This window comes from Povalibacter sp. (genome assembly GCF_036520495.1).
Taxonomy (GTDB): domain Bacteria; phylum Pseudomonadota; class Gammaproteobacteria; order Steroidobacterales; family Steroidobacteraceae; genus Steroidobacter.
Genome location: NZ_DATDJO010000068.1, coordinates 252,961 through 274,552, shown reverse-complemented (window position 1 = coordinate 274,552; position 21,592 = coordinate 252,961). Strand labels below are relative to the sequence as shown.

19 protein-coding genes are annotated in these 21,592 nt (G+C 63.6%); 11 read left to right on the top strand and 8 right to left on the bottom strand.

The genetic code is table 11. The annotated features are described in order from the left end of the window. Window positions 1-232: 232 nt before the first annotated feature. The 4 genes from VIZ63_RS24505 to VIZ63_RS24490 all read right to left on the bottom strand — a co-directional run bounded on the left by VIZ63_RS24505 (window position 233) and on the right by VIZ63_RS24490 (window position 5,000). Window positions 233-886, bottom strand: coding sequence for a copper resistance protein B (locus tag VIZ63_RS24505; RefSeq protein WP_331612460.1), 654 nt, complete (start codon window positions 884-886; stop codon window positions 233-235). Between the two features lie 293 nt (window positions 887-1,179). Further along, a complete protein-coding gene (locus tag VIZ63_RS24500; RefSeq protein ID WP_331612458.1) occupies window positions 1,180-2,868 on the bottom strand; it encodes a copper resistance system multicopper oxidase in 1,689 nt (562 codons plus the stop codon). Window positions 2,869-2,970: 102 nt separating this feature from the next. Next, window positions 2,971-3,294: a hypothetical protein gene (locus tag VIZ63_RS24495; protein WP_331612457.1), complete on the bottom strand. Its 324-nt coding sequence runs from the start codon at window positions 3,292-3,294 to the stop codon at window positions 2,971-2,973. Between the two features lie 47 nt (window positions 3,295-3,341). Next, window positions 3,342-5,000 (bottom strand): amidohydrolase, encoded by a 1,659-nt coding sequence (locus VIZ63_RS24490; protein ID WP_331612456.1) that lies wholly within the window; start codon window positions 4,998-5,000, stop codon window positions 3,342-3,344. 99 nt (window positions 5,001-5,099) lie between these two features. On the opposite strand from VIZ63_RS24490, the gene VIZ63_RS24485 reads away from it, so the two are divergent. Next, window positions 5,100-6,002 (top strand): DMT family transporter, encoded by a 903-nt coding sequence (locus tag VIZ63_RS24485; protein WP_331612454.1) that lies wholly within the window; start codon window positions 5,100-5,102, stop codon window positions 6,000-6,002. Window positions 6,003-6,060: 58 nt separating this feature from the next. Here the strand turns inward: VIZ63_RS24485 and VIZ63_RS24480 are convergent, their stop codons facing one another. Beyond that, on the bottom strand, window positions 6,061-6,981 hold the full coding sequence (locus VIZ63_RS24480; RefSeq protein ID WP_331612453.1) for a LysR family transcriptional regulator: 921 nt from the start codon (window positions 6,979-6,981) through the stop codon (window positions 6,061-6,063). Between the two features lie 166 nt (window positions 6,982-7,147). Here VIZ63_RS24480 and VIZ63_RS24475 point away from each other — a divergent pair, with 166 nt between their 5' ends. Further along, complete coding sequence (locus VIZ63_RS24475) at window positions 7,148-8,857, top strand: methyl-accepting chemotaxis protein (RefSeq protein WP_331612452.1); 1,710 nt, start codon at window positions 7,148-7,150, stop codon at window positions 8,855-8,857. Between the two features lie 305 nt (window positions 8,858-9,162). Here VIZ63_RS24475 and VIZ63_RS24470 read toward each other — a convergent pair whose 3' ends face one another. Together VIZ63_RS24470 and ada are read right to left on the bottom strand one after the other, a co-directional pair. Next, on the bottom strand, window positions 9,163-9,915 hold the full coding sequence (locus VIZ63_RS24470; protein WP_331612451.1) for a 2OG-Fe(II) oxygenase: 753 nt from the start codon (window positions 9,913-9,915) through the stop codon (window positions 9,163-9,165). Between the two features lie 2 nt (window positions 9,916-9,917). Further along, entirely contained in the window at window positions 9,918-10,985 is a 1,068-nt protein-coding gene (gene ada, locus VIZ63_RS24465; protein ID WP_349261272.1) for a bifunctional DNA-binding transcriptional regulator/O6-methylguanine-DNA methyltransferase Ada, read from the bottom strand. A gap of 304 nt (window positions 10,986-11,289) precedes the next feature. On the opposite strand from ada, the gene VIZ63_RS24460 reads away from it, so the two are divergent. From VIZ63_RS24460 to VIZ63_RS24450, 3 genes are read left to right on the top strand one after another with little or no spacing between them, the layout of a single operon-like run. After that, window positions 11,290-12,219 carry a rhodanese-related sulfurtransferase gene (locus VIZ63_RS24460; RefSeq protein ID WP_331612449.1) on the top strand — a complete coding sequence of 310 codons (930 nt, stop codon included), beginning with the start codon at window positions 11,290-11,292 and terminating at the stop codon, window positions 12,217-12,219. Between the two features lie 13 nt (window positions 12,220-12,232). Next, on the top strand, window positions 12,233-12,850 hold the full coding sequence (locus VIZ63_RS24455; RefSeq protein ID WP_331612448.1) for a LysE family translocator: 618 nt from the start codon (window positions 12,233-12,235) through the stop codon (window positions 12,848-12,850). A gap of 3 nt (window positions 12,851-12,853) precedes the next feature. Beyond that, window positions 12,854-14,527, top strand: a complete 1,674-nt coding sequence (locus VIZ63_RS24450) for a thiamine pyrophosphate-binding protein (RefSeq protein WP_331612447.1) — start codon at window positions 12,854-12,856, stop codon at window positions 14,525-14,527. A 168-nt stretch (window positions 14,528-14,695) separates the two neighbouring features. Here the strand turns inward: VIZ63_RS24450 and VIZ63_RS24445 are convergent, their stop codons facing one another. Beyond that, the gene (locus VIZ63_RS24445; protein ID WP_331612445.1) at window positions 14,696-15,112 is read right to left on the bottom strand and encodes a hypothetical protein; all 417 of its coding nucleotides are present in this window, start codon (window positions 15,110-15,112) and stop codon (window positions 14,696-14,698) included. 406 nt (window positions 15,113-15,518) lie between these two features. Between VIZ63_RS24445 and VIZ63_RS24440 the strand changes: the two genes are divergently transcribed. From VIZ63_RS24440 to mnhG, 6 genes are read left to right on the top strand one after another with little or no spacing between them, the layout of a single operon-like run. Further along, window positions 15,519-18,458 carry a monovalent cation/H+ antiporter subunit A gene (locus VIZ63_RS24440; RefSeq protein WP_331612444.1) on the top strand — a complete coding sequence of 980 codons (2,940 nt, stop codon included), beginning with the start codon at window positions 15,519-15,521 and terminating at the stop codon, window positions 18,456-18,458. Further along, entirely contained in the window at window positions 18,458-18,802 is a 345-nt protein-coding gene (locus VIZ63_RS24435; protein ID WP_331612443.1) for a Na+/H+ antiporter subunit C, read from the top strand. The genes VIZ63_RS24440 and VIZ63_RS24435 overlap by 1 nt, the downstream gene beginning before the upstream one ends. Continuing rightward, window positions 18,799-20,469, top strand: coding sequence for a monovalent cation/H+ antiporter subunit D (locus VIZ63_RS24430; RefSeq protein ID WP_331612442.1), 1,671 nt, complete (start codon window positions 18,799-18,801; stop codon window positions 20,467-20,469). The genes VIZ63_RS24435 and VIZ63_RS24430 overlap by 4 nt, the downstream gene beginning before the upstream one ends. Further along, window positions 20,466-20,954, top strand: a complete 489-nt coding sequence (locus VIZ63_RS24425; protein WP_331612441.1) for a Na+/H+ antiporter subunit E — start codon at window positions 20,466-20,468, stop codon at window positions 20,952-20,954. The genes VIZ63_RS24430 and VIZ63_RS24425 overlap by 4 nt, the downstream gene beginning before the upstream one ends. After that, a complete protein-coding gene (locus tag VIZ63_RS24420) occupies window positions 20,951-21,238 on the top strand; it encodes a K+/H+ antiporter subunit F (RefSeq protein ID WP_331612440.1) in 288 nt (95 codons plus the stop codon). Before VIZ63_RS24425 ends, VIZ63_RS24420 begins: the two co-directional genes overlap by 4 nt. Further along, complete coding sequence (gene mnhG / locus VIZ63_RS24415) at window positions 21,235-21,576, top strand: monovalent cation/H(+) antiporter subunit G (RefSeq protein ID WP_331612439.1); 342 nt, start codon at window positions 21,235-21,237, stop codon at window positions 21,574-21,576. Before VIZ63_RS24420 ends, mnhG begins: the two co-directional genes overlap by 4 nt. Window positions 21,577-21,592: the final 16 nt, after the last annotated feature.

The following is a 21,592-nucleotide window of genomic DNA, read 5'->3' as shown; positions in this document are numbered from 1 at the left end:
CATCAACGATGGCAAGATACGATCAGCGCGAGAATGGAAGTTGGCGATGAACCAGTTCGCTGTGCTGTACGGAGATCGCTTCGTCAGACCCGCGAACTAAATGCAAACCGCCTCGAACACAGAAAATCTGACACGTCCCGCTATTGGGTTTTAACCGGGCACTCCCTCGCTTCCTGTCCGGCTACAGCCGGACCCACAAGCTTCAGAACCACATGTCTCAAACCCGTGAGTCTCAGAACCACACCTTGAATCCCGCCACGAACTCCGACTCGCTATCGTCACTCGCGAGATCTGCAGTGCCGCCGAACAGCCGCTTCCAGTGGACGCCGATGTAAGGCGCGAACTCGCGACGGATCTCGTAGCGCAAACGCAGGCCCGCTTCGAGATCGGACAGGCCGGAGCCGATGCCGCGTTCTATGTCGTCTTTACCGTACGCATTGAACTCGAGCTGCGGCTGCAGGATGAGGCGCTGCGTCACGCGCATGTCGTGACTGCCTTCGAAGCGCACAGCGGTTCGTCCGGCGTCGCCCACGTAGAGCGTGGCTTCCATGTCGATCCAGTAGGGAGCCAGTCCTTCTGCTCCCAGCGCTGCCCATGTTCGCGACGGGCCATCGCCTGAATCGTGACGCAGACCTGCCTGCACACTCCACCAGCGGCTCGCGACCCGGTCCCACAGCAATTCAGTTCGCGTATGAGTGGTCTCGTCCTCGATCCACTCGCCTTCGGATTTCAGTACCAGCTTGTTGTAGTCGCCGCCGTACCAGGCGGTACCTTCCCAGCCAATGGCATCGCTGCCGTCGCGCCATTCCAGCCGATCGATGGAGACCATGCCGAAGCGCGCCGCGTCGTCCATCGCCATGATCTCTGCCATTTGCGCTGCGGACATCGGAGCCATGACATGCGATGGCGGATCAGGAGGAATGTGTGAAGACGTCGTCGACGGCGGGGTGACCTCGTGATGGTGATGGTCGTGCTGTTCCTGTGCGTGGGCGGGGATGCTGACCAGCGGGAAGAGAATGGCCGCAAAAAGGGGCAAGAGACCCAAAGGCCGGAAAGGAGAAAGGCAGGTACACAAAGGAGCACAAAAGCGCACAAATTTCAGATAGACAATTTCCATTCCGTTTTTGTGTGCCTTTGTGCTCTTCTGTGTACGGTTTGGTTTCATTCCCTCTCTGGTGCTCACGACGAAGCCTCCTCGTGCGCGACGATGACTTCCCGGAACATGCCCGCTTCCATGTGATAGAGCAGGTGACAGTGGTAGGCCCAGCGGCCGAGCGCATCGGCAGTCACCAGGTAACTCATGCGCTGTGCCGGTTGCACCGTCACCGTGTGCTTGCGGACCTGGAATCGGCCGTCGGGTGATTCCACTTCACTCCACATGCCGTGCAGATGGATCGGGTGATACATCATCGTGTCGTTGATCAGCACGATGCGCAGACGTTCGCCGTGCCGGAAGCGCAGCGGCTCGGCCTCGGAGAATTTCTGGCCGTTGAATGACCAGAGGAATCGTTCCATGTGTCCGGTGAGATGCAGTTCGATCTCCCTGCCGGCTCCACGTGCATCGATCGGTCCGTCGAGCGTGTGCAGGTCGGCGTAAGTAAGCACGCGGCGGCCATTGTTGCGCAGGCCGACGCCCGGATCGTCGAGCCGATCGAGGGGCGCATCCACGCGCATGTCGACGCCGGGGCCGAACTCGGCGGCGGCATGCCGCGGAGCCTGCGGCATTGCATGCCCGGCGTGAGCGCTGTGATCCATCGCCTGATGCGCGCCATGCGCCATCCCCATGTCCATCATGTCGAGATCGGCGCGTCGGTCGAGCGGCGGAATCTCCGCCTGCAGGCCCGGTGCTGGCGACAATGTGCCTCGCGCATACCCGGAGCGATCCATGGCCTGGGCGAAGATCGTATAAGCGCGATCGTCGCTGGGCGTCACGATGACATCGTAGGTCTCGGCGGGACTGATACGGAATTCATCGACGGTGACGGGTTCCACATCCTGGCCGTCCGCAGCGACGATCGTCAGCTCGAGTCCCGGGATGCGCAGATCGAAGAACGTCATGGAGGCGCCGTTGATGATGCGCAGGCGCACGCGTTCGCCGCGACGGAACGCCGCGTTCCAGTTCGCCGCCGGCGTCATGCCGTTCATCAGAAACGTATAGGCGTAGCCGGACACGTCGGCGAGATCGGTGCGATCCATGCGCATCTGTCCCCACATGGCGCCGTCCGCGGATGCTTCGCGCAGGCCCCGTGAGCGGACATCAGCGACGAAATCGCCGATGGTGCGCTTGGCGGGATTGAAATAGCCCGCGTGCAACTTGAGTTTGCGATAGATCGCTTCCGGATCGAGGTCCGTCCAGTCGGAGAGCAGGATCACATGCTCGCGGTCCGATGCATGGCGCTGCGCGCCACGCGGTTCGACGACGATGGATCCGTACAGCCCGGTCTGCTCCTGGAAACGCGAATGCGCGTGATACCAGTACGTGCCCGACTGATTCACGCGAAAGCGATAGGTGAAGGTCTCGCCGGGCGCGATACCGTGAAAGCTGACGCCCGGTACGCCATCCATGTCGGCGGGCACGATGAGTCCGTGCCAGTGAATCGAGGTGCGTTCGGCGAGACGGTTGGTTACGCGGATCGTGATGTCTTCACCTTCGCGCCAGCGCAACTGCGGCGCGGGCAGCTGGCCGTTGACGACCGTCGCCATGCGCGTGGCACCGTTGAAATTGACGGGCAGTTCGCCGATTTCCAGATCGAACTGGCGGCCGTGGAGCACAGCGGGCGCAGTCGCTGCGCGCAGCGCTGGCAGAAGCAGAAGGCCGGTTCCTGCAGTCAGTCCCTGCAGGAAGCGGCGTCGCATCGGGTTGTTCATGTCACTCGTTCAATGTCGCGCGCACGCTCACGATTGGCGTGAGCGTCAGAAATCATCGGGGCGCAACCGCAGGCGGGTCGCGGACGCAGGAACGCGGATTGCTCAGGCAATCGGCGGCGGCGTGGGAGGAATGTCGAAGCGACTCTGCAGAGGAACGGCAGTGGGTACCGCGTAACCGCTGCTGCCGTCGATCGTGATCGTCGGTGCAATTGCGGTGACCAGCACCACCGAGGCCATGGCGCAGTGGCTGGAGCAGCTCAACTCGTTGTCGGCGGAGTTCTGTCCGTGCGGCATGGCGGCATCAGCCATCCCGTCACAATGATGCGCGACCGCGTTCGCCGGAGCCTGTGCAAAGGCGGGAGGCGGGGTCAGCGATTGCATTCCCAGCATCCACACCAGCAGCAGGGCTGTGAGACGGCGATTCATGTCGGCGCCGATGCTACGACGGAACGGCGCGAGGCACCAGCCGACGACTACCGGCCCGAAACTTTCTTGCCGGCCACGTACGTGGCCTCTACGCGGATGTCGTCGATCTCGCTTTCGGGCACCTTGAAATAGTCGCGGTCGATGAGAATGAAATCGGCCCACTTGCCGGGCTCGAGCGAGCCGACCCGATCCTCCATGAATGCCGCGTAGGCGGCATCGATGGTGAACAGCCGCAGCGCCTCCTCGCGCGTCAGTTTTTCGTTGCCGTACCAGCCGCCCGGCGGCTTGCCGTCGCGATCCTGGCGTGTCACCGCCGCATGCAGTCCGAGGAACGGATTCGGCAGTTCCACGGGAAAGTCGCTGCCGCCGGCCAGGCGCGCGCCGGAATTCAGCAAGGTACGCCATGCGTACGCACCTTTTATGCGCTGCGGGCCAACGCGATCCTCGGCCATGTTCATGTCGGAGGTTGCATGGGTCGGCTGTATCGAGGCGATGACACCCAGTGCGCTGAAACGGGGAATGTCCTCGGGCGCGACGATCTGCGCGTGTTCGATCCGCGGGCGCAGGGCGTTGCGCTGCGCGGCCGTCAGCTCACGTTCGTAGGTGTCGAGTGCGAGACGGTTGCCGGCATCGCCGATGGCGTGAATGTTCAGTTGCCAGCCCGAACTCGCCGTCAGGTCCGCAAGCTGGGCAATCTGCGGCGCTGTGTACAACATGAGGCCGCGGTGATGCGGCTGATCGCTGTAATCCTGCAGCATCGTCGCGCCGCGGCTGCCGAGCGCGCCGTCGATCACGGACTTGACCGCGCGCATCTGCAGACGATCGTCGAACTGCGGCGCTTGCGGTCCCTGGCGGATGGTGGCGCGTGCCGCTTCGCTGTCCGCGAGCATCGCGTAGATGCGGATCGGCAGTTGCTGCGACTTCCCCAGCGCCTGATAGGCAGCGTAGTCGCGGATCGAAATCCCGGCGTCGTGGACGCCTGTCAGGCCGAGTGAGGCGACGTCCGACATGGCGGCGTGCAGGGCGCGCTGCAGGTCTTTGTCCGTGGGGGCGGGGATGCGCTCTTCCACCAGTGCGCTGGCGAGATCGACCAGCACGCCCGTCGCGTCACCGGCGGCATCGCGCACGATCTGGCCACCCTGTGGATCCCTGGTTTCACGGGTAATCCCCGCGATTTGCAGTGCGCGGGTGTTGACCCAGACCGCATGACCATCGACGCGCGACAGCACGACCGGCCGATCCGACACGACGGCATCGAGATCCCTGGCGGTCGGAAACTGCTTGTCCGGCCACAACACCTGATTCCAGCCGTGACCGATGATCCAGCCATCGGTGGGATTGGCAGCGGCGAAGCGACGCACCCGATCCAGGGCAGCGGCGATGGATTCGCTGCCGCGCAGATCCGCCTGCAACTTGAGTTGTCCGAGACCCAGCACATGGCCGTGCGCATCGATGAGCCCGGGCAGCACGGTTTTGCCACCGGCATCGATGCGTCGAATGTCCGATCCGGTGGGAATGGCCGTTCCTGCGTCTAGCAGGCGTTGCACTTTGCCATCCTTGATCACGACGCCCGCGTACTCGCGGACGGTGTCGCCGATCGGCGTGTACACACGGGCATTGTGCACAACCACCGTCTGCGCGATGGCTGTGAATGTGCTCAGACTGCCGATGAGAATCGCGATCGAGATACGAGTTGATCGATGCATGCGTCGTTCGTCCTGTCGAAAGGAACTGTTTTGTGGCGCGCCGCTGGGACAAAATAGCTCATTCCACAATGCTGCTTCCAGCCAAACACAATAAAGACAATGAACAGACGCTGGCGCGCAATCCTGATGCTGATCGGCGTGATGACGCTGTGGGGCAGCGTATTCGTCATGACCAAGGACATCATCGATGTGGTGCCGCCGTTGACGCTGGCATTCATGCGCGTTGCGATCGGCTTCCTGGTCCTGCTGCCTTTCGCCATCTATCGGCTGCGGCGCCAGCCGTCACCGCGACCGCCGCTGCCATGGCGCGCCATGCTGACGATGGGGTTGATCGGCGTCGCGTTCTATTACGGCATGTTCAACCTGGGGCTCTTCTACACCTCCGCCTCGCAGGGAGCGCTGGTGCAGAGTTCGATACCTGCAATGACGGCGCTGGTGGCAATACTCTGGCTGGGTGAACCTGCGACCCGTTCGCGCGTTGCGGGCATCGGGTTGTCGGTCGTGGGCGTGCTGGTGATTTTCTCGGGCAGTCCTGTCGACACTTCAGCCGCGGCTCCGGTGCTGGGCAACGTGCTGGTGTTCGTGAGCGTGATCGCCTGGGGCGTTTACACCTCCTACGCGAAACGTTGCGCGCATGTCGATGCGATGATCCTCACCGCCGGCGTCATCGGCGCGGGTGCGCTGTTCCTGCTGCCGTTTGCATTGATCGAACTGCGCGGCCAGTCGCTGCCCGTCCTCGATACCGTCGAATGGATGGAAGTCATCCTGCTCGGCGCCGGCGCGTCCGGCCTGGCGTACATGTTCTACAACCTGGCGCTGCAGGACATCGACGCGAGTCAGGCGGGCGTCTTCGCGAACCTGATTCCCGTCGTCGGCGTCGCCAGCGGTATCGCCGTGCTCGGCGACCCCATCTCGGTGCGCGCGATCATCGGCGGCGTCATCGTCATCGCCGGTATCTGGATCACGGGCGGAGCCGAGACGCCGCGGACAATTGATAGTTGATAGTTGACAGTGGATAGTTGAAAAACGGAGCGAAGTGCGTCGCTGTTTTCTTCGGCTATCAGCTTTCCACTATCAACTTTCCACTTTCCGCTGCTCCCGGCGCTTGCAGATCGCGAACGAGCTCCTGCGCGTAGGTCGGCAGGTCTTTCAGTTTGCGGACGCAGATGGTGAGGCGGCGGATCGCCCAGTCGTCGGTGAGTTCGATGCGATGCAGTTTCATGGTCCGGGCATTGCGCTCGACGGTCGTCTGCGGCACCACGCCGATGCCGACGCTGCAGTCCACCAGCCGGCACACTGCATCGAAGCTGCGCAGCTGCACGCGCAGCTTCAGTCGCCGCCCGATACGGTCGGCCTTGTCGGACAGGAAGCGCTGCAGCGAGCTGGCGCGATCGAGTCCCACGAAATCGAAATCGAGTACATCGGCGAATGCGATGTTTTCCTCGGTGGCCAGCGGATGCGAATGCGGCGTCACCAGCACGAAGCGATCCACGCGGAAGGGGAACACTTCGAGTCCGGTGACGTCTTCCGTGCCTGCGACGATGCCGATATCGACCTTGCCGTCGGCGACGGCGGCGACGATCTCGTCGCTCAGACGCTCTTCCAGATCGATGTTCACCTGCGGGTGCGACGCCAGGAAATTGCTCAATGGCTCGGGCAGGAATTCCGTCAGCGCATTGGTGTTCGACTGCAGCCGGATGTGTCCCTTCAGTCCGCCGGCGTATTCGCCCAGATCGCCGCGCATGCGTTCGGCCTGCTGCAGGAGGACGCGTGCGTGATGCATCAATGTGCGCCCGGCGGGGGTCGGATGAACGCCCTGACGCTCGCGATTCAGTAGCGGCGTACCCAGTTCCAGTTCCATGTTGCGAATACGGGTGCTGGCCGCGGCGACCGCGAGATGCATGCGATCAGCGCCGGCAGTGATGCTGCCGGCTTCGACGACGTGCACAAACAGTTTCAGATCGGTCAGGTCAAAGCGCATTTGCGGCGCAACGTACGCGAATTCAGCCGATACGGGTAGGGGTTCAGCCTAGGCATGCACCGACTGACCCGCGAACCGATGCGAGTTTCCCTGAAAAACCGGCCTGCAGGGTGTAGTCACGTTGAGTGCAGCCGATACGCGAAGCTGGACAACGGCGGAAATAATCATGTCGGCTCTCAGCATCAAAGCACGCCTCTATCTCAATCTTGCCATCCTGGCCGTGGCGCTGTTCGTCGTCTGCGGCGTGGGTATGCGCGCGTTCAATCGCGCCACCGACCGCATCGAATCGCTGTACTCGGAGAGCCTGGTGCCGATCGCCCGTGTGGGCGAAGTGTTCCAGCGTTCGCTGCAGAGCCAGCAGCTCCGCCTCGAGGCCTACGTGCATCGTGATCCCCGCTTCACGCAGGAGAATTACGATGGCGTCAAAGCCAATCGCGAACGCATCAATGAACTGCTGCAGCAATTCGAGCAGGTGGATCTGCCTGCTGAAGAGCGGCGCCTGGCTCAGGAGGTCAAGGAGGAGCGTGCCTCGATCGTCGATGCCGGCAAGCAGGAGATCGACGCGTTGCTGGCGCAGGACTACGACGCGGCGACGAAGACGCGTATCCAGGGCATCGAGCCCGCCCTCGATCGTATGGACGCCACGACGCAGGAGCTCATTGCAGCGCGCATTGCGGCCGCGGCGAAGGTGATCGAGACCGCGCGTCAGGAGGCGGCGACGAATCGCACCATCCTGCTGACCAGTTTCTTCCTGGCGCTCGCGATCTCCGTCTGGTTTGCCTGGTTGCTGGCGCGACATGTATCGCGCGGCCTGGCGCGGGCCGAGCACATGGCGACGCGCGTCAGCCGCGGCGAACTTGGCCACGGCATCGACGTGCAGGGCAACGACGAGATCAGTCGCCTGCTGCAGGCGCTGAAGGTCATGGACACCAGACTGGTGGAAACGGTCAGCCACGTGCGCAACAGCGCCACCACCGTCGATCTCGCCGCGTCGCAATTGTCGCAGGGCAGCGATGATCTGAGTCAACGCACCCAGGAGCAGGCCGCGGCACTCGAAGAAACGGCAGCCAGCATGGAGGAGATGACCTCGACCGTGAAACAGAACGCGGACAACGCGATGCAGGCGAACCAGATCGCAACGGGGACGCGCGGACAGGCGGATCAGGGCGGTCAGGTCGTGAAGCGCGCTGTCTCGGCGATGGAAGGCATCAGCTCCGCCAGCAAGCGCATCGAAGACATCATCAGTGTCATCGACGAGATTGCCTTCCAGACGAACCTGCTGGCGTTGAACGCCGCGGTGGAAGCGGCGCGGGCAGGCGAACAGGGACGCGGCTTCGCCGTCGTCGCCTCTGAGGTCCGCAACCTCGCGCAGCGTAGCGCGAGCGCGGCGAAAGAGATCAAGGATCTGATCGGCGATTCCGTCGAGAAGGTCCGGGCCGGTGCCGCGCTGGTCAGTGAGTCCGGCGAAACGCTGAATACCATCGTGACCGGCGTGAAGCGCGTGACCGACATCGTCGCCGAAATGACGGCAGCGACGTCCGAGCAGTCCTCGGGCATCGATCAGATCAATCTCGCCATCACCAACATGGACCACGCGACGCAGCAGAACGCTGCGCTCGTCGAAGAGTCCGCCGCCGCCGCGAAGGCCATGCAGCAGCAGGCACAGGAATTGTTGCGCCTGGTGGCGTTCTTCCGGATCGAAGGAGAGTCGTCGGCCCCCGTTGGGGTGGCGAAGGAGTTTCCGCAGCCGACGCCTGCGTCTGTTACACGTCTGACGAGACGAAGTGCGACGTCGGTGCGCAAACCGCAGCCCGCATCAGCCGCGATGCCGCGCGCGAGAGCGAGCGGCGATGATTCGAGCTGGCGGGAGTTTTGAGGGAGGCCTGCAGAGACATGACGGCCTGCGGCAGGAATGAAGCCCGGCTCTGACCAGCTGTCAACGTCAGCCATCCTGACGAAGTCCGGGCGCGACTACTCCGTAACGTAGCTCGCATCCAGCGGCTTGATCTTCGGACGTCGTTTCTTCCTGGCCATGCCAGAGATCGTAGGCAAGCTGCAGTTACAGCCAGGACTCCGCAGACCCGCCCAAAGAGCGCAAACGAAGAATAGTGCCCGATCTGCCGTGTTTGATTTGTGCTCCTCTGTGCTCTTTTGTGTACTGGGCTATCTCGCCGACTCTTCCTACTTCTGCGCATCGTGAAAGATGATGCCCGCGGTGAAGCGTCGTCCTGAGCGCAGAGGGCTCACGCCGTGGCGCAGGTTGACGCGGTAGAAGCCGCGCGTGCCGCGGATCGGGCGATGGTGAACGGCGAAGACCACGGCGTCGCCCTGTTCGAGTGGAACGACCGACGCGCGGGACTGCATGCGCGGGCGCTGTTCGGTGATGACGAATTCGCCGCCCGTGAAATCGCGGCCGGGCTGGGAGAGCAACGCCGCCAGCTGCAATGGAAATACATGCTCGCCGTAAAGGTCCTGGTGCAGGCAGTTGTAGTCGCCCGATTCGTATCGCAGCAGCAGTGGTGTGGCCTGTGTCTGGCCGGCGGCGTGGCAGCGTTCGAGAAACGATTCGTGGTCGTCGGGGAAGCGGTGCGCGAGGTTCATCTGATCGCACCAGCGGTTGGCGACTGCGGTCAGATGCGGATAGATCGAGTGTCGCAGCGACTGGATCAGCGAGGGCAGGGGATAGTCGAAGTACTGGTACTCGCCGCGGCCGAAGCCATGCCGCGCCATCACGACGCGTTTGCGGAATCCCGCGTCGGCAGCGTAGCCGTGGCGCAGTGCATCGCATTCGCCTGCCGACAGCAGGCCGCTCAGGACGGCGAATCCCTGTTCGTCCAGTTGTGCGGCGACGTGAAGCCAGTCGCAGGACTCGATGCGTTGGACAAGCGAGGCAGCCGGAGCATTCTGGTCCGGCTGCGCAATCCATGCGTTCATGCTCACGCTGCCTGTTCGCGATCCAGCAGGATGCGCTTGCGTTCGATGCCCCAGCGATACCCGGAGAGACTGCCGTCGGTGCGCACGACGCGATGACACGGAATCGCAATCGCGATCGGATTCGCCGCACACGCCTGGGCCACCGCGCGTACGGCGTTGGGTGAACTGATGCGTTTCGCCATCTCGGCGTAGCTGATAGTCGATCCCGCCGGCACCTTGCGCAGCGCCTGCCAGACGCGCTGTTGGAACGCAGTGCCACGGACATCGAGCGGCAGATCCAGCCCGAGGCCGGGCTTCTCCACCATGCCGATGGCGCGGGCAATGAGTTTCTCGAAGCCGGCATCGCCGCCGATCAGTTCAGCGCGATCGAAGCGGTCCTGCAGGTCGCGCACCAGCGCTTCGGGATCGTCACCGAGCAGAATCGAGCAAACGCCTTTGTCCGTTGCAGCCACGAGCACGGCGCCCAGCGAGGTCTGACCGACAGCGAAGCGGATTACGGCATTGGTACCGCCGGCGCGGAATTCACGCGGCTTCATGCCGAGCAGCTCCTGCGACTTTGCATAGAAGGGGGCATTCGAATTGAAGCCACTGTCGTAGATGGCCTGCGTCACCGTACTGCGGCCGGCGAGACTCTTGTGCGCGCGCTGGCTGCGATGCGCCGTTGTATACGCCTTGGGCGTCACGCCGGTGACTGCCTTGAAGACGCGATGGAAATGATAGGGACTCAATCCGGCAGCCTCGGCCAGCTCTCGCAGCGAGGGTGACGTGTCGCTCGACTCGATGAGCTTGCAGGCGCGAGCAATCCGCTGCGCGTACTGTTCGGTGAGCGACGGCTGATCCGGCTTGCAGCGCTTGCAGGGCCGGTAACCGGCTTTCTCAGCCGCGGCCCGCGTGGGGTGGAAAGCGACGTTCTCGCGACGTGCCAGACGCGAAGCGCAGGATGGCCGGCAATACACGCCGGTCGTGCGCACGGAATAGAAGAACTGACCGTCGGCTGCCGGGTCGCGGCGTACGACGGCGGCCCAGCGGGCAGCGTCTGTCTTCGGTGCGGTGGTATTGCGGGTCTTCATCGCAGTTCCGGCGGCAATTGCAGGGGCCAGGGCAATCATGGCGTGTTCTCCCGATGAGGCAAGATCGATGAGGCCAGAGTGCCGTGGCAGGCATTCCCTGACACCCGGGTTCTTGCGGTCGAATCGGGGTCGGAGCCGCAGACGGGCGTGCAGTGCGTCACTTATACTTTCACATTGCTCTCTGACCCCTCGACCGGAATTTCCATGGGGTTCACGGGGAGCACAGGGTGAAGAGTATTTTCGATAGTGCCTTCTCGCCCCGTGTTCCCCGTGATCCCCGTGGAGATCCTGCTCCGGATTTCCCATGATCGCCGCCGCCTTTTACAAATTCGTCGCCCTGCCTGATTTCGCTGCGTTGCAAGCGCCCTTGCTCGCGTTCTGTGAAGAGCGCGGCGTAAAGGGCACGATCCTGCTCGCGGCGGAGGGGATCAACGGCACCATCGGCGGTGAAGCGCAGCCCGTGCGGGAAGTGCTGGAGTACCTGCGACGCGATCCCCGACTGGCGGATCTGGAGCACAAGGAATCGGGTGCGGCGCGGCGGCCCTTCTATCGCATGAAGGTGCGGCTCAAGAAGGAGATCGTGACGCTGGGCGTGCCCAGCGTCGATCCGACCCGGATCGTCGGCACCTATGTGAAGCCGCAGGACTGGAACAAGCTGCTCGATGATCCCGAAGTGATCGTCGTCGACGTGCGCAATGACTACGAAGTCGCGCTCGGCACGTTTGCCGGCGCGGTGAATCCGCAGACGCGCAGCTTCAGTGAATTGCCCGCCTGGGTGCGCAATCACGAGGGGCTGCGGCAGAAGCCCAAGGTCGCGATGTTCTGCACCGGCGGCATTCGCTGCGAGAAGTCGACGGCGTTTCTGCGCTCCGAAGGCTTCGACGAGGTGTATCACCTGCAGGGCGGTATCCTGAAATATCTCGAGACCGTTCCGGAAAGCGAGAGCCGCTGGCAGGGCGAATGTTTCGTGTTCGATGAGCGCGTGGCCGTGGGTCATGGATTGAAGCCAGGCAATCACGATCTGTGTCGTTCCTGCCGCAATCCGGTCGGCGAGAAAGAGAAGCGTTCGGAACTGTTCGTCGATGGCGTGAGCTGTCCGGCGTGCTACGGACAAAAATCGCCCGAGAAGCAGGCGAGTCTGCGCGAGCGCCATCGCCAGATGGCACTCGCCAGTCAGCGTGGCGAAGAACACATCGGTCGCCGGCTCGAACCGAAGAAATCGACCGACTCCTGACGTGGAGGTTCGAATGTCGCTCTATGGATTGCTGATCTTTGCCGCCGTGTACTTTCTCGCGGTCGCCTCGCCGGGGCCCGGTGTGGCTGCCATCGTTGCCCGTTCGCTGGCGCGCGGTACACGCGGGGCGCCGGCGTTCATAGCCGGATTCCTCGTCGGCGATCTGATCTGGTTCGCGTTCGCCGCCACCGGACTTGCCGCACTGGCGCAGACTGCCTATCCCGTCTTCGTTGCTTTCAAATACGCTGGCGCCGCCTATCTGTTGTATCTGGCGTATCGCCTGTGGACGGCGCCGCCGCAGCCTGTCGACGAATCCGCGGCGACGGATGGGGATGGACGACCGCTGCAGCTGTTTTTCGGCAGCCTCGCGCTGACTCTCGCAAATCCGAAGACGATGATTTTCTTTCTCGCCCTGCTGCCGACGTTGATACAGCTCGAGTCGCTGACGGTGGCAGGATTCGTGGAAGTCGCGCTGGTCATCTGTGTCGTGTTGCCGCTGGTGCTGGGGACCTATGCGTTCGCTGCAGCGAAGGCGCGTCGACTCTTCAGCAGCGTGCGCGCCATTCGCAACCTCAACCGTGGCAGTGGCATCGCGATGGCCAGTGCGGCGGTCGCCGTCGCCACCCGCTGAGCCATGAGTAGCCCCGCCATGGAATTTGCCGCTTCCGCGACTGCTGCACGCCGCCTGATCGAGACACTGGTCGTCAATGGCGTGACGCATGTGTTCTGCGTGCCCGGCGAGAGCTATCTCGCGGTGCTCGATGCGCTGGTGGATTTCCAGGATCGGATCCAGGTGATCACGTGTCGCCACGAAGCGGGTGCGGCCAACATGGCGGTGGCCTACGCAAAACTGACGCGGCGACCCGGCGTGTGCTTCGTGACGCGCGGTCCGGGTGCGACGCACGCGAGTATCGGCATTCACACCGCGTCGCAGGATTCGGCACCCGTGATCATGTTCGTGGGGCAGGTGGCCAGAGGCGACCGTGGTCGCGAAGGATTTCAGGAACTCGATTACGGCGCTGTGTTCGGCACGATGGCCAAACTGGCGCTGGAAATTTCCGACCCGGCTCGCATGGTCGAGATCGTCACGCGCGCCTTCGCCACGGCGACGCAGGGGCGTCACGGTCCCGTCGTGGTTGCGTTGCCTGAAGACATGTTGTCGGAGGAAGCGGGGCCGCGAGTGCCCGCGCTCGTGCAATCTGCGCCGGCGAGTCTCGCCGCGTCGACCGTTGCGGCCATTCATGCGCGTCTGGTGCAAGCCGAACGTCCGCTCCTGATTCTCGGCGGCACGGGCTGGAGCGATGAAGCACTGCAGCGGCTGGCTGACTGGGCGCACCGGCTCGATCTGCCGGTGGCGCTGTCGTGGCGACGCAAGGATCTCATCAGCAACGACCATCCCTGCTATGTCGGCGATCTGAGCATTCGCCCGAGCCCTGGACTCAATGAGCACATCCAGGCGGCGGATCTGTTGCTGGCGATCGGCTCGCGCATGGGCGACATCCCGACCATGGGTTACACGTTGCTCTCGGCGCGGGATGCGCACCGCAAACTGATTCACATCCATCCGGATCCCGACGAACTGAATCACGTCTGGCAGGCGTCGCTATCCGCCGTTGCGAGCGAGGCGAATGCCGCGCTGGCGCTGAGTGGTCTGGCGGTGAATCGCAACTGGTCGCAATGGCGCGCCGCTGCCCGTGCCGACTATGAACGCTCGCTCGAGTCGGTGACGACGGTGGGGGCAGTGAACCTTTCGCAGATCTTCACGCACATGGCGCAGGTGCTGCCGCCCGAAGCCATCCTGTGCAACGGCGCCGGCAACTACGCCGCGTGGCCGAATCGCTTCTATCGGTATCGCAAGCCGTGCACGCAACTTGCGCCCACCAGCGGCGCAATGGGTTTCGGCTTTCCGGCCGGCATTGCCGCCAAGCTCGTGCACCCCGACCGCGATGTAATCGCACTCGCGGGTGACGGATGCTTCCTGATGGCCGGCCAGGAACTCGCGACCGCCATGCAATACAACGTGAAGCTCGTGACCCTGGTGATCGACAACGGCGCCTACGGCACGATTCGTATGTACCAGGAACGCGAGTACCCCACGCGCGTGATGGCGACACAGCTGCGTAATCCCGACTTCGCCGCCTATGCACGCTCATTCGGCGCCTGGGGCGCCACGGTGGAGAGGACAGAAGACTTCGCGGAGGCGTTCGCCCAGGCACGCAAAGCGGACCGCCCGGCCCTGATTCATATCAAGACAAGTGTTGAAGACATCTTGCCGGGGCAGAGGTTGACGAAGAGGGTGACTGGGTAGCTGGCCAGCAGGCTAACTGGCTGACTGGCTAACTGGCCGACTGGCCAGATTAAAGACGCTCTCCTGCTGCTTCTTCGTCTGGCCAGTTAGCCAGTTGGCCTCATCTCCGCATCTGCTCTCGTCTGGCCAGTCAGCCAGTTAGCCAGTCAGCCAGTTGGCCAGTTCGCCTCATCTCGGCATCTCCGGACAAACATACGGCACCGACGCCGCCATATAGGTGTGTCGTCCTTCCTGTCCCACGATCTGCAGCGTCAATTCATTGGGGTGCGACATCGTGATGGAGGCTTCGATGGGAATGGTGTCTTCTCGCCAGCGGATGTTGTCGCCGGCGACACCCCATTCGGAGATGCGGTAGGCCTCGAAACACGAATCCATGATCAGGCTGTGATCGGGCAGGAACACGATCATCGATCCCTGCGGGTGTCCGCGCTGAGTCGATACCCATGCCCGGCCGATGAACGCGCCATTGGCGGGCAATGCGTCAGCCGCAGGCGCTGGACCCGGCGCTGCGGGGACCGGGCCTGACGAATTGCTGCAGGCGGTGAGAGCCAGGGCTGCAAGGACGAGGGCGACACGACCGTTCATGGGTGAGTTCCGGCGTCAGGGATGCGATGCAGTCTACCCAGAGTCGGCAGGTTGCAGAACTCTCGCGCGCAGCACAATCAGTGACGAAATCATCGCGTTTTGCTGTCGCCGAACCTCCCTCCAACACCCGCACGATGATGGGACAGTCACTGCAATACTGAGGCAAAACAAATGCGTGCGCGCTGGATCGATTGCCGTTACGATCTCGTCGCCCGCCAGTTCTCGACGAGATGCGGCGTGGCATACCACTGCGGCGCATTGACGCCCGAGGAAGTCTGCTAGCGCGGAACTGACACCCTTACCGCTCCACGAGTGCCGGCGTGTGCCCGGCATGCCCCTGATTGATGATAAAGCAGGTGACGATGACGAAGAGGCTTAGAGAGATGAGAAACCGGAGCGGTCAGTCATGCAGCTGATTCTGATTGTGCTGCTGCCGTTCCTGGGCAGCCTGTGTGCCGCGTTCCTGCCGTCGAATGCCCGCAATGCCGAAGCCTGGCTCGCCGGGCTCGTCAGCATTGCCTGTTTCAGTCTGGCCATCAGCCTCTTTCCGCAGATCGCGGCAGGCGAAGTCGTCCGGGTCATCGTGCCCTGGCTTCCCCAGTTCGGGCTGAATTTCTACCTGCGCCTCGATGGCTTTTCCTGGCTGTTCGCTCAGCTCATCACCGGCATGGGCGCGCTGGTCGTCTTCTATGCGCGTTACTACATGTCGCCGGCGGACCCGGTGCCGCGCTTCTTCTCGTTCCTGCTCGCCTTCATGGGCGCCATGGTCGGCATGGTGCTGTCGGGCAATCTCATTCAGATGGTGGTGTTCTGGGAACTCACCAGCCTGACGTCGTTCATGCTGATCGCGTACTGGTATCACCGTGCCGATGCCCGGCGCGGTGCGCGCATGGCGTCGACGATCACCGTGGCCGGCGGGCTGTGCCTGCTGGCCGGCGTCGTGATCATCGGCAAGGTCGCAGGCAGTTACGATCTGGACCAGGTGCTGGCGTCGGGCGATGCGATTCGCGCGCATGAGTGGTATCCGGCAGCACTCATTCTCGTGGCGCTCGGCGCGCTGACCAAGAGCGCGCAGTTCCCGTTCCATTTCTGGCTGCCCCATGCCATGGCGGCGCCGACGCCGGTGTCGGCGTTCCTGCATTCGGCGACCATGGTGAAGGCAGGTGTGTTCCTGCTGGCCCGGCTGTGGCCCGTCCTGGCGGGCACGGACCTGTGGTTCGCGGTGATCGGCGGGGCAGGGCTGTGCTCGCTGCTCATCGGCGCCTTTGCTGCGGTGTTCCAGCGCGACATGAAGGGCGTGCTCGCGTATTCCACGATCAGCCATCTCGGGCTCATCACGTTGCTGCTTGGCATGAACAGTCCGCTGGCGCTGGTCGCTGCGGTGTTCCACATGATGAACCATGCGACGTTCAAGGCGTCGTTGTTCATGGCCGCCGGCGTGGTCGATCACGAAACCGGTACGCGCGATCTGCAGCGCCTCAGCGGTCTGGCGCGATCGATGCCGATCACGGCGACGCTCGCGACGGTGGCCGCAGCGTCGATGGCCGGCGTGCCGCTGCTCAATGGATTCCTGTCCAAGGAGATGTTCTTTGCGGAGACCATCTTTGCCGGTCACAGCCCGTGGCTGCGCATCGGACTGCCAGCAGCGGCAACGCTCGCCGGCATGTTCAGCGTGGCCTATTCGTTGCGCTTCGTTCACCAGGTGTTCTTCGGTCCGCCGCCCTCGCCGGATCTTCCGCGCGCGCCGCACGAGCCGACGCGCTGGATGCTGGCGCCGAGCGCGCTGTTGGTGCTGGCCTGTCTGCTCGTCGGCATCATGCCCGCGCAGACGATCGGCATTTTTCTCGAGACGGCCGCGCGATCGATTCTCGGCGTCAACATGCCGACCTTCAGCCTGGCGATCTGGCATGGCTTCAATCAGCCGCTGATCATGAGCATCCTGGCGTTGGGCGGTGGTGTCGTGTTCTACCTCGTGCTGTACAACCAGCGCCGACGCGCGCACGGCGCGGCACCACTCATCGACCGGTTCGACGGACGCCGGACGTTCGATGTGGTCATCGTGAAGTTGATCCGCACCGCCGATCGCATCCAGCGGCTGCTGTATTCGCGCCATCTGCAGGTGCAACTCGTCATCATCGTGTGCGTGGCCGTAGGCGCGGGCTGGGTGGCGCTGCACGAGAGCTTCACCTTCTGGGGCGAGGTGCCGCCGTCGCGAATCGATCCGGCGTTCGCGCTGATGTGGTTCGTCGGCGCGGTGTGCGCGATTGGCGCGGCGTTGCAGGCGAAGTACCACCGGCTGGCCGCTCTCATCATGGTCGGCGGCACTGGCCTGATCACCTGCCTGACCTTCGCGTGGTTTTCCGCGCCGGATCTGGCGCTGACGCAGATCGCCGTCGAAGTCGTCACGCTGGTGCTGATCCTGCTCGGTCTGCGCTGGTTGCCGCGACGTATCGAGATCGACGATCCGGATCGACGCTCGTTGCGCGCACGCGTACGGCGCGCACGTGATCTGGTCATCGCGGTGATCGTGGGGACAGGCATGGCGAGCCTTGCCTTCGCGATCATGACGCGGCCGCGCGTCCCGGGACTGTCCGAGTTCTTCATCGATCGCTCGTTGCCGCAAGGCGGCGGCAGCAATGTCGTGAACGTCATCCTGGTCGACTTCCGCGGCTTCGATACGTTCGGCGAGATCACCGTGGTCGGTATCGTGGCGTTGACGGTGTTCGCATTGCTGCGTCGTTTCCGGCCTGCCACCGAATCCATCGACGTACCCCGTGCCCAGCAGCACGACGCGCCGCGCAGCCTGCAGGAGCTGCCGGATCCGAACGAAGACTTGCCGCGCGGCTACCTGGAGATTCCGGCCGTGATCGTGCGCCTGTTGCTGCCCATGGCGGGATTGGTCTCGGTCTTCTTCCTGTTGCGCGGCCACAATTCGCCCGGCGGCGGTTTTGTCGGTGGCCTGGTGATGGCGACAGCAGTGATCGCGCAGTACATGGTCGCCGGCACGATGTGGGTCGAGTCGCGTACACGCATCCACCCGCAATACTGGATCGCTGCGGGCCTGCTGGCCTCAGCGGCGGCCGGCATGGGTGCATGGCTGGCGTCGCAGACGTTCCTGAGCGCGCTCGCCTGGCACTTCACGCTGCCGTTGATCGGCGAGGTGCACGTGTCGTCGGTGCTGTTGTTCGACATCGGCGTCTACATGCTGGTGATCGGTGCGACGGTGCTGATGCTCGTGGCGGTTGCCCACCAATCGCTGCGTAGTCATCGCCGGCCGGTGGCGGTCGCCGCGGCGACGCAGGTCCATGTCGCAGAGGCCGCGGCATCACCGGGAGCGACGCACTGATGGAAGTCGTATTTGCTCTCGCTATCGGCGTACTGACAGGATCGGGCATCTGGCTGGTGCTGCGTCCGCGTACTTTCCAGGTGATCATGGGGCTGGCGCTGCTGTCCTATGCCATCAACCTGTTCATTTTCTGCATGGGTCGGCTCACCGTGGGTCGGCCGCCGATCATTCGCGCGGACGGTGCGACGGACCCGCTGCTCTACGCTGATCCAGTGCCGCAGGCGCTGGTGCTCACCGCCATCGTGATCAGCTTTGCCACGACGGCGCTGTTCCTGGTGGTCATGCTCGCTTCGCGCGGCCTCACCGGAACGGACCATGTGGATGGCAAGGAGCGCGACCTGTGAGTCCCTGGCTGCAGCATCTGCCGGTGATGCCCATCGTCGTGCCGCTGATCGCAGGCGCGACCATGCTGTTGTTCGCGGAGTCGCAGCGGCGGGTTCGCGAGGGTATTGCACTGCTCGCGACGCTCATGCAACTCGGCGTCGCCATCGTGCTCATGTACCTGACGACCGATGCCGTGCCGGAGATCTGGAATCGGGGAATCGGCGTGTACGCGATCAGCGCGTGGCCGGCGCCGTATGGAATCGTGCTGGTCGTCGATCGGCTGTCGGCGCTGATGGTGGCCCTGAGCGCCACGCTCGCGTTGCCGGCGCTGTTTTACTCGGTGGCACGCTGGGAGCGCGTCGGCGTGCATTACCTGCCGCTGCTGCAATTCCTGCTGATGGGGCTGAACGGCGCATTCCTCACCGGCGATCTGTTCAATCTGTTCGTGTTCTTCGAAGTCCTGCTCGCGGCTTCTTATGGATTGGTGCTGCACGGGTCGGGCGTGGCGCGTGTCAAGGCGGGCCTGCAGTACATCGTCGTAAACCTGGTCGCGTCGCTGCTGTTCCTCACCGGTATCGCATTGATCTATGGCGTTGCCGGCACGCTGAACATGGCGGACCTCGGCGTGCGCTGGAGCACGATCGTCGCGGCTGATCGCGGTCTGTTCGATGCCGGCGTGGCCATTCTCGCGATCGCGTTCCTGATCAAGGCGGGTGTCTGGCCGCTCAACTTCTGGTTGCCGCCGGCCTATGCGGCCGCGGGTGCGCCGGTCGCCGCCATGTTTTCGATCATGACGAAGGTCGGCATCTACGCCGTGGTGCGGCTGAGCGTACTGCTGGGCGATGCGGCTGCCCCGGCGCCGCTCGCCGGTTCGTGGTTGTTCTACGGCGGCCTCGCGACACTCATTTTCGGCATCATCGGCATCCTGGCGTCGCAGCAACTGGCACGCCTGATCGGGTTCGTCATCATCGTGTCGTCCGGCACGCTGCTCACAGCGATCGGCTCCGGCGCGCAGAGCCTGACGGCGCCGGCGCTTTTCTACATGATCAGTTCGGCGCTCGCGACCGGCGCCTTCTTCATGGTGACGGGGATGACGGAACGAACGCGCACCGCGCCAGTGTCCGACGTGGCGGATGTCGCACCCATGCCGGAAGTGAGTTATCGCGCCTTCGATGTCGAGGATATGTCGGAGCAGCGTGTCATGAACGAAGAAGCGGGCATCGCCATTCCCGCGGCCATGGCGTTCATCGGACTGGCATTCGTGTTCTGCGTGCTGCTGGTCACGGGATTGCCGCCGTTGTCGGGATTCATCGGCAAGTTCGCGCTGGTCGACTCCATCGTCAGTGCCATTCATGCGGGAGAATTGGCGGAGCGGAACTGGGCGCTGGTCGTGGCGCTGCTCGCGTCGGGCATGGCGGGATTGATCGCGCTGAGCCGGATCGGTGTCCGCCTGTTCTGGACGGTGACCGAGCGTACGACGCCGCGCCTGCGCGTCATCGAGGCCGGCCCCGTGGCCTTCCTGCTGGTGCTCACCATGGTCCTGACTGCAAGCGCCGCTCCGATGATGGCGTATCTCCAGTCGGCCGCGCAGACGCTGCACAACCCGCAGGTGTACATCGATGCGGTCCTCGCGGAGCCAATGCAGTCGAGTGGGCAATCGAGTGTGCAGCCGGAGGTGCTGCCATGACGAAGCGTGGTCCGTTCCCCATCGTCCTCGCCATCACCCTGTTCGTGATGTGGCTGCTCCTCAACAACTCGCTGACAGCCGGACACATCGTCCTGGGTGCGATTCTCGCCATCTTTTTTGCGCGCACCAGCCGCGGCCTGCGGCCGCTGCGTCCATCGGTGAAACGTCTGCAACTGGCGGTGGTTCTCATCGTGGTGGTCCTGGCCGACATCATCCGCTCGAACATCGCAGTCGCAAGAGTGGTCCTGCGTGGAGTGCGCGGGAACGGACCGGGGTTCATCCAGGTGCCGCTCGCCATGAGAGATCCGCACGGGCTGGCGATTCTCGCGATGATCATCACCGCAACACCCGGCACGGTCTGGGTGGAACTCAATCGTGACCAGAGCGAACTCACGATCCATGTGCTCGACCTGCAAGACGAGGAGGGCTGGGTGCAGGCCGTCAAGAGGCGCTATGAACGGCCGTTGATGGAGATCTTCGAATGAACGCCACTGTCCTGTTCGATTGGGCTGCATGGTTCGCGCAGGTATGCCTGATGGGTGCCATTGCCTGCGCGGCAGTGCGGTTGATTCACGGCCCGTCGGCCCAGGATCGGGTGCTGGCGCTCGATGCGCTGTACGTCAATGGCATGCTGTCCATACTGATGCTGGGCATTCGTTCGACATCGACGATCTATTTCGACATGGCGGTGCTGATCGCGTTGTTCGCGTTCATCGGCTCCATGGCGCTCAGCAAGTTCCTGCTGCGAGGCGAGGTGATCGAGCCATGACGGAAACCCACCTGCCGCTGTGGGCGGCGATTCCCGCGTCGTTGCTGCTGGTGTGCGGCGGCTTGCTCTGCCTGCTGGGAGGGATCGGCCTGGTGAAGCTGCCGACCTTCTACATGCGTATGCACAGTCCTTCGATGGGCAACACGCTCGGCACGGGTTGCATCCTCGTGGCGTCCATCATCGTGTCCTCGGCCCTGGCCGGTCGCCCGGTCCTGCACGAGTTGCTGATCACGCTGTTCATGGTGATGACGTCCCCGGTGTCCGCCATGCTCATCATGCGGGGCGCGATGTACCGGACGAGCGTGAAGGCAGAACGCAAGCGCCAGCAATCACCCTGAATCGGTGGGAGCGATC

Coding starts and splice junctions, on each gene's coding strand:
- VIZ63_RS24480 (WP_331612453.1), bottom strand. CDS start 6,981: ATGCGCTTTGACCTGACCGATCTGAAACTGTTTGTGCACGTCGTCGAA.
- VIZ63_RS24425 (WP_331612441.1), top strand. CDS start 20,466: ATGACGAAGCGTGGTCCGTTCCCCATCGTCCTCGCCATCACCCTGTTC.
- VIZ63_RS24420 (WP_331612440.1), top strand. CDS start 20,951: ATGAACGCCACTGTCCTGTTCGATTGGGCTGCATGGTTCGCGCAGGTA.
- ada (WP_349261272.1), bottom strand. CDS start 10,985: ATGAAGACCCGCAATACCACCGCACCGAAGACAGACGCTGCCCGCTGG.
- VIZ63_RS24485 (WP_331612454.1), top strand. CDS start 5,100: ATGAACAGACGCTGGCGCGCAATCCTGATGCTGATCGGCGTGATGACG.
- VIZ63_RS24450 (WP_331612447.1), top strand. CDS start 12,854: ATGAGTAGCCCCGCCATGGAATTTGCCGCTTCCGCGACTGCTGCACGC.
- VIZ63_RS24475 (WP_331612452.1), top strand. CDS start 7,148: ATGTCGGCTCTCAGCATCAAAGCACGCCTCTATCTCAATCTTGCCATC.
- mnhG (WP_331612439.1), top strand. CDS start 21,235: ATGACGGAAACCCACCTGCCGCTGTGGGCGGCGATTCCCGCGTCGTTG.
- VIZ63_RS24500 (WP_331612458.1), bottom strand. CDS start 2,868: ATGAACAACCCGATGCGACGCCGCTTCCTGCAGGGACTGACTGCAGGA.
- VIZ63_RS24490 (WP_331612456.1), bottom strand. CDS start 5,000: ATGCATCGATCAACTCGTATCTCGATCGCGATTCTCATCGGCAGTCTG.
- VIZ63_RS24445 (WP_331612445.1), bottom strand. CDS start 15,112: ATGAACGGTCGTGTCGCCCTCGTCCTTGCAGCCCTGGCTCTCACCGCC.
- VIZ63_RS24440 (WP_331612444.1), top strand. CDS start 15,519: ATGCAGCTGATTCTGATTGTGCTGCTGCCGTTCCTGGGCAGCCTGTGT.
- VIZ63_RS24495 (WP_331612457.1), bottom strand. CDS start 3,294: ATGAATCGCCGTCTCACAGCCCTGCTGCTGGTGTGGATGCTGGGAATG.
- VIZ63_RS24505 (WP_331612460.1), bottom strand. CDS start 886: ATGTCCGCAGCGCAAATGGCAGAGATCATGGCGATGGACGACGCGGCG.
- VIZ63_RS24435 (WP_331612443.1), top strand. CDS start 18,458: ATGGAAGTCGTATTTGCTCTCGCTATCGGCGTACTGACAGGATCGGGC.
- VIZ63_RS24460 (WP_331612449.1), top strand. CDS start 11,290: ATGATCGCCGCCGCCTTTTACAAATTCGTCGCCCTGCCTGATTTCGCT.
- VIZ63_RS24455 (WP_331612448.1), top strand. CDS start 12,233: ATGTCGCTCTATGGATTGCTGATCTTTGCCGCCGTGTACTTTCTCGCG.
- VIZ63_RS24470 (WP_331612451.1), bottom strand. CDS start 9,915: ATGAACGCATGGATTGCGCAGCCGGACCAGAATGCTCCGGCTGCCTCG.